The sequence below is a fragment of the Komagataeibacter melomenusus genome (assembly GCF_013155395.1).
GTDB lineage: Bacteria > Pseudomonadota > Alphaproteobacteria > Acetobacterales > Acetobacteraceae > Komagataeibacter > Komagataeibacter melomenusus.
The window spans coordinates 1-12223 of sequence record NZ_JABJWC010000068.1 but is presented as its reverse complement, the minus strand read 5'-3'; the positions used below and the strand labels follow the sequence as shown (position 1 = coordinate 12223).

The window sequence follows — 12223 nt, the reverse complement described above, 5'->3', positions numbered from 1 at the left end:
GGCTGCTGCCATGGGGGTGCTTGTGGCATGGGGGCAGGCATGGCGCATGCCGCCCTTTCCCGACCTGCCGCGCCGGGCGGTGCATCTGTCGGGGCAGGTAACGGGCGTGGAGGTGCAGCGTCTGGCCGATGGCACGCAGGCGCTGCGGGTCGTGTTGCGCGGCGCGCGCCTTGAGGATGGCATCAGCATGGGCATGCCGCCCCTGCGGCGGTGGCTATCCGTGCGGCTGCGCGCCGATGACCCCGCGCGGCCCATGCCGGGCGACACGCTACGGGTGCGTGCCCTGCTTTCGCCCCCTGCCTTCCCAGATGTGCCGGGCGGGTATGATGCCCAGCGCCGGGCGTGGTTTGACGGGCTGGCGGGCCATGGCCGCGCGCTTGAGCGGGCCACGATCATGTCCGTGCAGGCTGGCGGCGGGGCTGCGGGGTGGCTTGCGGGCAGGCGGCAGGTGCTGGCGGCGCGGATTCGTGCGGCCCTGCCTGGCACGGAGGGCGATATTGCCGCCACCATAATGGTCGGGGCCGATGGCGTGGTGGCGGCCCCCGAGCGCGCGGCTTATGCCGATGCGGGCCTTGCGCACCTGCTGGCCGTGGCCGGGCTGCATCTGGCGATTGTGATGGGGCTGGTCATGGTGGCGCTGCGCACGGCGCTGGCGCTGAGCGAGCGCGCCGCGCTGTACTGGCCATGCCGCCAGATCGCGGCGGTGGGCGCATTGCTGGCAGGCGCGGGCTACGTGCTCCTGACCGGCGCGCACCTGCCCGCCCAGCGCAGCCTGCTCATGGCGGGGCTTGCGGTCATGGCGCTGCTGGCGGGCAGGCGACCACTCTCGCTGCGCGCGCTGGCGGTGGCGGCGACGGTGCTCATGGTGCTCAACCCCGAGGGCGTGGCCGAGTTGCCGCTCCAGATGTCGGTTGCCGCCGTGATGGCGCTGATTGCGGGGTTTGACGCGCTGCGGCCCACCCTGTCGGGCTGGGAGCATGATGATGTGTGGCTGCGGCGGGTTGCGGCGCGTCTGGCCCACCCGCTTGTGGCCAGCGTGCTGGCGGGTGGCGCATGCCTGCCGGTGGGCATGGCGCATTTTGGCGCGGTGCAGCCATGGTTCGTGCTGGCCAACCTGCTGGCGGTGCCGCTGATGTCGGTCTGGATCATGCCGTGGGGGCTGGCCGCACTCAGTCTGATGCCGCTGGGGCTGGAAAAACTGGCCCTTGTGCCCATGGGCTGGGGCCTTGGCGTGGTGACATGGCTTGCGCATCTGGTAGCCGGACTGCCCGCCGCGCGCATTGGGGTGCCAGCCATCGGCAATGCAGGGCTTGCGCTCTTTTTTGCCGGGCTGTGCTGGCTGTGCCTGTGGGGCGGGCGCGTGCGGCTGGCGGGGCTTGCGCCCATCATGCTGGCGGTCCTGTCGCCATGGCTGGTGGCGCGGCCGGTCATCATGCTGGCTCCGGATGGGCGGATGGCGGGCATCGTAACGGCGGGCCGCCTGCTGACCGGCCCCGGCGCGCACCCCGATCCCTTCGTACTGCGTGAATGGCAGCGCGTGACCGGCCTGCCCGCGGGCGTGCTGCCTGCTGGGGGAACGGTGGGGAACGTGGCGTGCCATGCCGGGGTCTGCCGCATGGGCAATGTCGTGCTGGTGCTGGCTTCCCGCCCGCCTGCGCCCGGCCTGTGCCGGGGCGTGGGGCTGCTGGTCAACCTGCCGGGCACGTGGGGGTGTGAGGGCGTGCCGTCCATCGGGCGTTTCGACCTGTGGCGCAACGGGGCCTATGCCATTTACCCGCAGCCCGATGGCGGGCTTGTGGTGCGGACGGACCGCGCCATGCGCGGGGCGCGGCCATGGGTGATGCGCCCCGGCGGGGCGGGCCTGCCCAACCTGCCGCTGGCGCAGGCGGAATAAAAGTTTTTGGGTGCTGCCTTTGTTTCAAAAAGGCGGCGTTCTTTTGAAGCTTTTTGAAAAAAGCTTCACCAAAAACATCTATCTGTTCAGGCCGGTGCCAGGCGCAGTTCATCCTTCATGCGGTACTGGCAGGGTTCAAAGGCGGGGCAGCGCCAGCATTCTGGCTTGCGGGCCTTGCACACATAGCGCCCGTGCAGGATCAGCCAGTGATGGGCGGGGCGCAGCATGTCGGGCGGAATGCGGCGCACCAACTGGTCCTCCACCGCGCGCACGGTCGCACCCGGCGCCAGCCCCGTGCGGTTGCCGATGCGGAAGATGTGGGTATCCACCGCCATCGTGCTGTCGCCAAAGGCTATGTTCATCACCACGTTTGCAGTCTTGCGGCCAACACCGGGCAGGGATTCAAGGGCCGCGCGGTCATGGGGCACGCGGCCATCAAAGCGGTCGAGCAACTGCCGCGACAGCGCCACCACGTTGCGCGCCTTGGTGCGCCACAGCCCGATGGTGCGGATATGCGCCCCCACCTTTTCCTCGCCAAGGTCCACCATGGCCTGCGGGGTGGGCGCATCGCGGAACAGGTTGACGGTGGCCTTGTTGACCGAGGCATCGGTGGCCTGTGCCGAGAGCACGACGGCCACGAGCAGGGTGTAGTCATCGACAAAGTCGAGTTCGCTCTCGGCATCGGGGTTGGCGCTGGCCAGCAGGCTGATGAAGGCACGGACTTCGGCCAGCGTCATGGCGCGGCGGGCGGGTTTGGTGCGGCGGGGTGGTGTTGGCATCGGCTACTCGCTGGAGTGGGTCGGGGCGTATTGTGCGGCGTGGAGGTGGGGTGTGTAAATTGCCCCGCCCCCTGATAACCCGTCAGGGGCCTTGCATGCCACGTGGGGCGGGGCTAGTCGTTCCAGCCCTTTGCGGCGGCAGGTCGTGGCCGTTTTTTGTATATCTGGCATGGTGGTCATGGCTTCTTCTCCTTCTCGACCCGTGGCGCGGCGGCATGAATTCGCCGCCGTTCTGGGCTTTGTGTGGCGCCGGTGGCGGGCGTGGCCCGCGCTGCTGGCCGGCACGCTGTCGGGTATTGCACTGGCCACGGTGGCCGATGTGATGATGCCCCTGCTGGCGGGCTGGCTGGTCGATGACGTGTCGCACCCGGCACAGGCGGCCACCATCCACCGCGCCATACGCGATGTGGCGGGGCTGACGGGGCTGGGCGTGGGCGGCATCGTGGCGCGGCGCATGGCGTATGTCGCCATCTCGCACCTTACCTCCCGTGTCATGACCGGTATCGTGACGGAGGCGTTCGCCCGCGTGCAGCGCTTCTCCAGCGAATGGCATGCCAGCAACTTCGCGGGTTCGACCGTGCGGCGCATCACGCGCGGGCTGGGGGCGATCGACACGCTGGGTGATACGGTGCTGCTCATGCTGGTGCCCGAGGTGATCGTGCTGTGCGCGACCACCGGCGTGCTGGCGTTCCACTGGGCGCTGATGGGGCTGGTGCTGGCGGTGGGGGCCGTGGCCCTTGTCGGGCTCTCGGTCGTGCTGACGCTGCGTTACGTGGCGCCATCCGCCCGGCTGGCCAATGCGTGGGATACGCGCATGGGGGCCACCCTGTCCGATGCCGTGACGTGCAATGCCGTGGTCAAGGCCTGCGGGGCGGAGGGGCGCGAGGATGCCCGGCTGGCCTGGGTGGCGGGACGGTGGCGGCAGCGCATGGTGCGTTCATGGCTGCGCGGCACCGACAGCGCCAATCTGCAGAACCTTGCCGCCCTGCTCATGCGCATGGCGCTGATTGCGGGGGTGGCGGTGCTGTGGGTGCGGGGCCGTGCCGGGCCGGGGGATGTGGCCTATGTGCTGACCATGATGTTCGTCATACAGGGCTATCTGCGTGATATCGGCCAGCAGATTTCAGTCGTGCAGCGCTCGGTCAACGAGATGGAGGAACTGGTTGCCCTGTTTGCCATGCAGCCCGGTGTTGCGGACCGTCCCGATGCTCCGGCGCTGCGCGTAACGCAAGGGCATATCCGCTTCGAGCATGTGCGCTTTGGTTATGCGCGCCAGCATGGCCGCGTGCTGTTTGAGGACCTGAACCTTGATATCGCACCGGGCAGCCGGGTGGCGCTTGTCGGGCCCTCCGGCTCGGGCAAGACCACGCTCACGCGGCTGCTGCAACGACTTTATGACGTGCAGGCCGGGCGTATCACCATTGATGGCACGGATATTGCCACGGTGACGCAGGCCAGTTTGCGCGGGCAGATTGCCATCGTGCCGCAGGAGCCGCTGCTGTTTCACCGCTCGCTGGCCGAGAACATTGCCTATGGCCGCCCCGATGCCACGCCCGCCGAGATCGCCCACGCCGCCCGGCAGGCCAATGCGGCGGATTTCATCGACCGCCTGCCGCGCGGCTATGCCACCATGGTGGGCGAGCGCGGGGTCAAGCTCTCGGGTGGTGAGCGCCAGCGCATTGCCATTGCCCGCGCTTTTTTGAGCCAGGCGCGCATCGTGATCATGGATGAGGCGACATCCAGCCTCGACTCCCAGTCTGAAGTGCAGGTGCAGCAGGCGATGGAGCGCCTCATGGCCGGGCGCACGGTGCTGGTCATTGCCCATCGGCTTTCCACCGTGATGGGCCTGGACCGCATCATTGTCTTCCGCCACGGCCGGGTGTGCGAGGATGGCCCCCATGCCGCCCTGATGCAGCGCGAAGGCGGGCTGTATCGTGACCTGTTTGAACTCCAGTCCCTGTAAAAGACTGTATTGGTTTAAAAAGTTTTTGGTGAAGCTTTTTTCAAAAAGCTTCAGGAAACACAGCCTTTTTGTAAAAAGGTGGCACCCGGAGACGGTTATTTTGTCACCAATTCATATTTTAACTTCATGCAGGGTTGCTGGTGGTTTCGGGATAGTGGAAATTAACATCATAGGCTTTCTTGACCAGATTGACCTTCATGGCCATGCCATTCCAGGCCGTTTGGTCGGTTTTTTTCAGGTGTCGGGCAAATACATCCCTTAAATCCGTTACCAGTGCTTCCATGTCGTCTATATAGCGAGAATGGTTTTGGGGGCCAAAATTCCAGAACGGGCTGAAGCTTACGACTTCACCATTCTTTTTTTCATAAACGAATTTGAATTCAGTCGTGTTATAGTCGTCTTCGCCATTATCAATGAACTTCATTTCCATTGAAATAAACAGGCAGAATTTTTCTTTGTCTTCCGGAACGGCAATGACAAGAAGGTTTGCTACCTTATCCATAGCAATTTTCTGCTGTTCATAATGTGCCTGGCTCATATCGCGTCTATCTGTGGAATATGTGTATTATTATATTTAAATCCAATATTCATACAAATTGATTATTTAATGTACAAAATATACATAATATTCAATCAATAGATCATCTGGTTCGCAATAAAAAACAAGGACGCCCTTTTTGTAAAAAAGCGGCGCCCTGCAAGCTGTCATGCGTGTGCATTATGGAGCGGTGCCATCAGGCAACTCCCCCTGCCTGCCCGGCTTCAGCCCGGCAGCATGGCCCCAAGCGGGCGGCCACCAAACAGGTGCACATGGAAGTGCGGCACTTCCTGCCCGCCCTCGATGCCGGTGTTCGACACCAGGCGGTAGCCCGGCGCCTCCAGCCCGAGGTCACGCGCGACCTTGCCCACCGCGCGGATGAAGCCTGCGATTTCCGCCTCACTGGCCTGGGCGCTGAAATCAGCAAAGGAAACATAGGCTCCCTTCGGGATCACCAGCACATGAATGGGCGCTTTCGGTGCGATGTCGTGGAAGGCGAGGGCATATTCATCCTCATAAACCTTCCTGCACGGCAGTTCCCCGCGCAGGATGCGGGCGAACACGTTCTGCGGGTCATAGGCGCCGGTGCCATCTACGGGCATGGGTCTTGTCTCCTGTTGGGGTGGGTCAGGCCAGCGGGTCGCGCGGGCGGGCGGCTTTTTCGGCCACGCCACTCGTGCCTTCGCGGCGCAGCAGTTCGGCCCAGATTTCAGCCGGCTGCACGCCCGCATCCACCCACATCACGATCAGGTGGTAGAGCACGTCCGCACTTTCGCTGATCAGTTCCTCGCGGTTGCCCGCCACGGCCTCGATCAGGCATTCCACGGCTTCCTCACCGAATTTCTGCGCGATCTTGCGCCGGCCACGGGCCAGAAGGCGGGCGGAATGGCTGACGGAGGGGTCGGTGCCCCGGCGCGATTCCACAACTGCGAACAGGCGGTCGAGCACATCAGGCGTTGCGGGGCCGATGGCCTCGATCTTGATGGTGGCGGCAGGGGCCTTGTGTGCGGCCTTGCCGGGGGCCGGCTTGGCCGGGGCAGCCTTGGAGGGGGCGGCCTTGGCGGGGGTGTTCTTGCGGGATTTTTCTGGCTTGGCCATGACAATGCTCCGATAGGCGGGAAAGGGGGATCAGGCGGTCTGCCGGACCGGCAGGCCCGCTTGCGCCAGTGCCTGCTTGACCTGTGGAATGGTGAACTGCCCGAAGTGGAACACGCTGGCTGCCAGCAGGCCGGTGGCACCCGCGCGCGCGCCCTCGACAAAATGCTCGAGCGCACCAACCCCGCCCGAGGCCACGATGGGAATGCGCACCGCCGCATTCGCCGCCCGCAGCAGGTCGAGGTCAAAGCCCTTGCCCGTGCCATCGCGGTCCATGCTGGTCAGCAGGATTTCACCCGCGCCACGTTCCGCCACTTCCCGGCACCAGTCAATCACGTTGCGCCCGGTGGGGGTGCGGCCGCCATGGGTGTACACTTCCCACCCGCCATGGCCGTCGCTGCGGGCATCAATGGCGACGACCACGCACTGGCTGCCGAATTTCTGCGCCGCCTCGCTCACCAGTTCGGGGCGCGAGACAGCCGCCGAGTTCATGGCGCATTTATCGGCCCCCGCCAGCAAAAGGCGGCGCATGTCATCAGTGGTGCGTACGCCGCCGCCGACCGTCAGCGGCAGGAAGATGCGCTCTGCCGTGCGGCTGACCACATCGAGGATGGTATCGCGGTTTTCATTGCTGGCGGTGATGTCGAGGAAGGTGAGTTCATCCGCCCCCGCCGCGTCGTACACGGCGGCCTGCTCCACCGGGTCGCCCGCATCGCGCAGCGAGACGAAGTTGACCCCCTTGACCACCCGGCCGTTTTTTACGTCCAGGCAGGGGATGACGCGCAGCTTGAGCATCAGGAAAGAACCCGCAGGGCTTCGCCCAGGTCGATGCGGCCATCATACAGCGCGCGCCCCACGATCACGCCCTCGATGCCCGGCGCCTGCGCGGTCGCCGCCCGCAGGGCTTCAAGATGGGCCAGGTTGCCTACCCCGCCGCTGGCAATGACCGGGATGGAGAGCGCATTGGCCATGTCGGCGGTCTGCTCGATGTCGATGCCGGTCAGCATGCCGTCGCGGCTGATTTCGGTGAAGATCACGGCAGCCACCCCGGCATCCTGCATGCGCAGGCCGAGTTCGACGGCTTTCATCTCCGATGTCTCGGCCCAGCCTTCGGTCGCCACCTGGCCGCTGCGCGCGTCAATGCCCGCCACGATGCGGCCGGGGAACAGGCGGCACGCCTCGCGCACCAGCTCGGGGTTCTTGACCGCGATCGAGCCAAGGATCACGCGGCTGATCCCGGCATTGAGCCATTTGCCGATGCTTTCAAGGTCGCGCAGGCCACCGCCGAGCTGCACCGGCACCGAGGCATTGGCGATGATGGCCTCGATGGCCTCGGTATTGGCCGAGCGCCCGGCAAACGCGCCGTTGAGGTCAACCACATGCAGCCACGCGCAGCCGGCATGGATCCAGGCCCGCGCCTGCGCGCCAGGGTCATCGGAATAGACGGTGGCGTTGTCCATTTCGCCGCGGCGCAGGCGCACGCATGTGCCATCCTTGAGGTCGATGGCGGGGTAGAGGGTCAGGCTGTGTCCGGTCACGGGGGCATGTCCTGCTGCAGGGATGGGAGTGGAGGCATCCTGCGGGTGGGCGGGCACGATCCGCTCGTCATCCTGCAGGCGCTTGGTGAAGAACAGGCCGCGCACGGTGCGGCCATCGGTGCGGGCGTAGCTGGGGTGGGTGCCCCAGTGGTGGAAGCCGCTGCTGCGGAACAGCCGCACGGCCTCGGCCTGGGTTTCGCGCACGTCGAGGTTGATGATCTGGTAGCCCATGCTGCGCGCACAGCTTTCCACCTCGGTCAGCAAAAGGCGGCCCAGCCCCAGCCCGCGCGCGTAGGGGGCGATATAGAAATGCATGAGGGTGGCACTCATGGCCTGCGCCTCGTTGTTGCGCGGCGGGCGCACGAGCTGGGCGGAACCTACGATCATGTCATCAAGCCGGGCCACGAACATCTGCCGCTCGGGCACCAGCAGCACGCCACGGAAGTAGCGCTCCAGCGTCTCGCGCGGTGGCGGGGCCAGCCAGCCAAAGCCGCCGCCATCGAGTATGGCGGCGTTGGTCGCATCGCACAGGGCGTGCAGGTCGTCCTCGTGCATGTCCTGCAGGCGTTCGGCATGCAGCGTGCCGGCAGTGGTGGCCTGGCGGGTCATGGCGTGGCATCCGGCACAGGTGTCCAGCGCAGGAAGTTGGACAGGATGCGCAGCCCCACCTGCTGGCTCTTTTCCACATGGAACTGCGTGCCCGCGCGGTTGCCGCGCGCCACGATGGCGGGCACCGGGCTGCCATAATCGGTGGTGGCCACCATGTCGGCACTGTCATAGCCGGTCAGCGCAAAGGAATGGACGAAATAGCCATGCGCCCCCGCCGCCAGCCCTTCGGTCAGGGGGTGAGCGCCGGGGGTGAAGGCCAGTTCGTTCCAGCCCATCTGCGGCAGGCGCAGGCCGGGGGCCTCCATCAGCGTGATTTCCCCCGCGATCCAGCCAAAGCCGGGGGTCACGCCATGTTCGCGCCCGCGCTCGGCCATGAGCTGCATGCCAACGCATATGCCCAGGAAGGGCACGCCGCCATCGGTTGCCGCAACAATCGCATCGCGCAGGCCGGGCCGGGCGGCAAGCCCTGCCGCGCAGTCGGCAAAGGCCCCCTGACCGGGCAGGACGATGCGGTCGGCCTGCAGCACGGCCTGCGGGTCCGCCGTGATGGTGACGGTGGCATCGATGCCGCTATCGGCCGCGGCCCGTGTCAGGGCGCGGGCGGCAGACGCGAGGTTGCCGCCATTATAGTCGATCACCACGATGGACTGGGGGCGTGAAGGTGCAGGCGCGGGCATGTGATGCCTCATGATACGGGGGAAGGGGAGGGCACGGGCCGGTTCTGTTCCAGCCAGCGCAGGAGGGCTGCGCTGCGGTCCGGCGCATAAACGCCCGGCACGGGGGCATAGCCGCGCAGTTGCAGTTCCCATTGCCGGATTTCCGGCGTGTTGAGGGCCAGCAGCAGGTGCAGCCCGCCCAGCATGGGCAGGGCAAAGGCCAGCGGCACGAACTGCATCAGCACAATGCTCACGCCGCCTGCCAGCAACCCGCTGACGAGGCAGCCCCGCAGCAGCAATCCGCCCCAGCCGCACAGCAGCACCAGCCACGACATGCGGCACGCCACCATCACCGGCCAGGCCCGCGCATCGGGCCTGGCCGCGGGCGGCAGCAGGGCGGAATAGAATGTCACAGGCTGCCCTTGGTGGAGGGGATGATGCCGCCCGCGCGCGGGTCGGGCTCGCTTGCGGTGCGCAGGGCGCGGGCCAGGGCCTTGAAGGCGGCCTCGGCAATATGGTGGCAGTTATGGCCCGCGCGCTGGATCACATGCAGCGTGACCAGCGCGCTCATGGCGAAGGCGCGGAAGAATTCCTCGAACAGTTCGGTGTCCATCTCCCCGATCTTGTCGCGCCCGAAGGTGACAGACCATGCCAGGAAGGGGCGGCCGGAAATATCGACCACCGCCTCGCACAGCGCCTCGTCAAGCGGCACGGTGGCGCTGCCATAGCGGCGGATGCCCCGCTTGTCGCCTATGGCCTGCGCGAAGGCCTTGCCCAGGGCAATGCCGGTATCTTCCACCGTGTGGTGGTAGTCGATATGCAGGTCGCCTTTGGCAACAATGTCGAGATCGCACATGCTATGGCGGCCAAGGGCTGTCAGCATGTGGTCAAGGAAGCCGATCCCGGTATCGATGCGGGTCTGGCCGGTGCCATCAAGGGTGATGGTCACGGTAATGTCGGTCTCGCTGGTGGCGCGATGGACCGTGGCTGTGCGCGGGCTGTTCATGCTCCCCCTTCTATAGAAGGCCGGGGCCGGAATCCATACCGATCCCGCCCGCGCGCCGGGGCTCCGGCATGCGTATTGGCAGGGCCGGGCCGTTGCGGCATGGTGTCGCGCGCGTTGGCTTTCAGGCCTGCTGCTGCGTGCCTTCATATCAAGGGAATGACCATATGACATCGCTCGACCTTCTCCTGTCACGGTTTTCCACCGATGCGCTGGCGGAACCGGCCCCTGCGGGTGACGTGCTCGAGGCCATCCTCTCCACCGCCATGCGCGCGCCCGATCATGGCAAGCTGCGCCCGTGGCGCTACGCCATCGTGCAGGGGGCGGCGCGGGTGAAGCTGGCCGAGCGCGTGGTGGCCAGCATGAAGCGGCTCGACCCCGATGTGGCGCCCGCCAAGGTGGAAAAGCGTTTTTCGCGCATGTCCACCATGCCCATGACCATCGTGCTGGGCATGCACCTGCGGCCGGAAAACAAGATTCCCCTGCTTGAGCAGGAACTGGCGGTGGGGGCGGCTGCCATGAACATTCTCAACGCCCTGCACGCCACGGGCTTTGGTGGCGTGTGGGTGAGCGGCGATGTGGCCCATGACCCGGAATTTGCAGCCGAGATGGGCTTCCCCGCGCCGCACAAGCTGGCCGGTTTCCTGTTTGTCGGCACGCCTACGGCGGAGGCAAAGGCCCCCAAACGCCGCCCGGTTGATGATTACGTGGCCCAGTGGACCGGTGCGCCCGCCGCGTTCGGCGCGGATGCATAACCCCTGAAGACCACACGGACAGGAACCCAGCCATGACCTATCATGATGTCACCATAATGGGTGGCGGCCCGGCAGGGCTTGCCGCCGCCCTGTCGCTCGAGGCGCGCGGCCTGTCCGTGGCCGTGCTCGAGCGCACGCCGCAGGCCCCCTGGGCTGAGCCGGGCTTTGACGGGCGCGAGATCGCGCTGACCCATCATTCGGTTGCGGTGCTCAAGGAACTCGGTGCATGGGCGCATATTCCCCAGGTCGCCATCTCGCCGCTGCGTGAGGCCCGGGTCGAGACCGGGCGCGGCAACCATCCCCTCCAGTTCGACACGCAGGGGCGGGGCGTGGATGCGCTGGGCTATCTTGTCTCCAACCACTGCATCCGCCGTGGCTTATATATGGCAGCTAGCCAGCGTCCCGGCATCAGCCTGCTTGGTGGCACCGCCACCCGCCATATCCGCCGCATCGGGGAGGATATGGTGGTGGTGCATGATGGCGGCGAGATCACGTCGCGCCTGGCCGTAGGGGCTGATGGCCGTTTTTCCCAGATCCGGCGGTTGCAGCGCGTCGGGGCGATCGTGCATGATTTCAGGCGTTCCATGCTGGTCTGCCGCATGGCGCATGACCTGCCACATCACCATGTGGCCACCCAGTGGTTTGATGAGGGGCAGACCGTGGCCCTGCTGCCGGTCAATGGCGGAGCCTCGTCCATTGTGCTCACGCTCCCGCCCGCGCAGATCGAGCGGCTGCGCACGCTCGAGCGCGATGCCTTCAATGCCGAGATCATGGCGCGCGTGGGGCGCAGGCTGGGCAATATGCGGCTGGTCAGTACGCGGCATACCTATCCATTGCGGGGCGTGTATGCCCATCGTTTTGCAGCACCCGGCTTCGCGCTGGTGGGCGATGCCGCCGTGGGCATGCACCCCATCACCGCCCATGGCTTCAACCTTGGCCTGAAAGGGCAGGAGACACTGGCGCAGGAAGTGGCGGCAGGCATGGCACGGGGTGAACCCGTGGGCAGCCTGCCCGCGCTGCGGCGTTTTGAACGGCGGCACCGCATGGAAACCGCCCCCCTGTTTGCCGCCACCAATGGAATCGCCACACTTTATACGCGTGATGAACCCGCATTCCGTGTGCTCCGGCAGGCCGGACTCCGCGTGGCGGATGCGCTTTCACCATTCAAGTCCGCGGTGACAGATATGCTCATGGACCGCAAAGCGGCGTCCTAGCGCGCTTTTTGGGGTAGTAGCGCCGACCGGGCGGGAACTTTTTTCACCGCCTGGGCATTTTTCTGATTGACGGTTGGGGGTGTGGGTCCTATATCCCCAATCACTGGCGGCGCTGAGGAAACTTCTTGAGGTTCTTTGGTGGATTTGCTAGGTTACTCGGCCCTGTTGGGTTGAGGGTT

General features: G+C 65.9%; 13 protein-coding genes. 4 read left to right on the top strand and 9 right to left on the bottom strand.

The window, feature by feature from the left end; genetic code table 11:
• A partial coding sequence (locus HNW77_RS16135) for a ComEC/Rec2 family competence protein (RefSeq protein ID WP_172159034.1) occupies positions 1-1894 on the top strand: 1894 nt, incomplete at its 5' end.
• 86 nt (positions 1895-1980) lie between these two features.
• On the opposite strand, the gene nth is transcribed toward HNW77_RS16135, so the two are convergent.
• A complete protein-coding gene (gene nth / locus HNW77_RS16130) occupies positions 1981-2673 on the bottom strand; it encodes an endonuclease III (protein WP_241694527.1) in 693 nt (230 codons plus the stop codon).
• 178 nt (positions 2674-2851) lie between these two features.
• Here nth and HNW77_RS16125 point away from each other — a divergent pair, with 178 nt between their 5' ends.
• On the top strand, positions 2852-4636 hold the full coding sequence (locus tag HNW77_RS16125; protein ID WP_172159033.1) for an ABC transporter ATP-binding protein: 1785 nt from the start codon (positions 2852-2854) through the stop codon (positions 4634-4636).
• Positions 4637-4760: 124 nt separating this feature from the next.
• On the opposite strand, the gene HNW77_RS16120 is transcribed toward HNW77_RS16125, so the two are convergent.
• The 8 genes from HNW77_RS16120 to hisB all read right to left on the bottom strand — a co-directional run bounded on the left by HNW77_RS16120 (position 4761) and on the right by hisB (position 10078).
• Positions 4761-5174 carry a hypothetical protein gene (locus HNW77_RS16120; RefSeq protein WP_172159031.1) on the bottom strand — a complete coding sequence of 138 codons (414 nt, stop codon included), beginning with the start codon at positions 5172-5174 and terminating at the stop codon, positions 4761-4763.
• A gap of 224 nt (positions 5175-5398) precedes the next feature.
• Positions 5399-5776 carry a histidine triad nucleotide-binding protein gene (locus HNW77_RS16115; protein WP_172159029.1) on the bottom strand — a complete coding sequence of 126 codons (378 nt, stop codon included), beginning with the start codon at positions 5774-5776 and terminating at the stop codon, positions 5399-5401.
• Between the two features lie 25 nt (positions 5777-5801).
• Positions 5802-6272: a phosphoribosyl-ATP diphosphatase gene (locus HNW77_RS16110; RefSeq protein ID WP_172159028.1), complete on the bottom strand. Its 471-nt coding sequence runs from the start codon at positions 6270-6272 to the stop codon at positions 5802-5804.
• A gap of 30 nt (positions 6273-6302) precedes the next feature.
• Positions 6303-7064, bottom strand: a complete 762-nt coding sequence (gene hisF, locus HNW77_RS16105) for an imidazole glycerol phosphate synthase subunit HisF (protein WP_172159026.1) — start codon at positions 7062-7064, stop codon at positions 6303-6305.
• Positions 7064-8416, bottom strand: coding sequence for a 1-(5-phosphoribosyl)-5-[(5-phosphoribosylamino)methylideneamino]imidazole-4-carboxamide isomerase (gene hisA / locus HNW77_RS16100; protein ID WP_172159024.1), 1353 nt, complete (start codon positions 8414-8416; stop codon positions 7064-7066). The genes hisF and hisA overlap by 1 nt, the downstream gene beginning before the upstream one ends.
• On the bottom strand, positions 8413-9093 hold the full coding sequence (gene hisH, locus HNW77_RS16095; protein ID WP_172159023.1) for an imidazole glycerol phosphate synthase subunit HisH: 681 nt from the start codon (positions 9091-9093) through the stop codon (positions 8413-8415). Before hisH ends, hisA begins: the two co-directional genes overlap by 4 nt.
• Before the next feature lie 8 nt (positions 9094-9101).
• Positions 9102-9485, bottom strand: a complete 384-nt coding sequence (locus HNW77_RS16090) for a hypothetical protein (RefSeq protein ID WP_172159021.1) — start codon at positions 9483-9485, stop codon at positions 9102-9104.
• Positions 9482-10078 (bottom strand): imidazoleglycerol-phosphate dehydratase HisB, encoded by a 597-nt coding sequence (hisB, locus tag HNW77_RS16085; RefSeq protein WP_172159020.1) that lies wholly within the window; start codon positions 10076-10078, stop codon positions 9482-9484. The genes HNW77_RS16090 and hisB overlap by 4 nt, the downstream gene beginning before the upstream one ends.
• 164 nt (positions 10079-10242) lie before the next feature.
• Here hisB and HNW77_RS16080 point away from each other — a divergent pair, with 164 nt between their 5' ends.
• Both HNW77_RS16080 and ubiM read left to right on the top strand, forming a co-directional pair.
• The gene (locus HNW77_RS16080) at positions 10243-10830 is read left to right on the top strand and encodes a nitroreductase family protein (protein ID WP_172159018.1); all 588 of its coding nucleotides are present in this window, start codon (positions 10243-10245) and stop codon (positions 10828-10830) included.
• A 32-nt stretch (positions 10831-10862) separates the two neighbouring features.
• The gene (gene ubiM / locus HNW77_RS16075; RefSeq protein WP_172159016.1) at positions 10863-12044 is read left to right on the top strand and encodes a 5-demethoxyubiquinol-8 5-hydroxylase UbiM; all 1182 of its coding nucleotides are present in this window, start codon (positions 10863-10865) and stop codon (positions 12042-12044) included.
• Positions 12045-12223 lie beyond the last annotated feature (179 nt).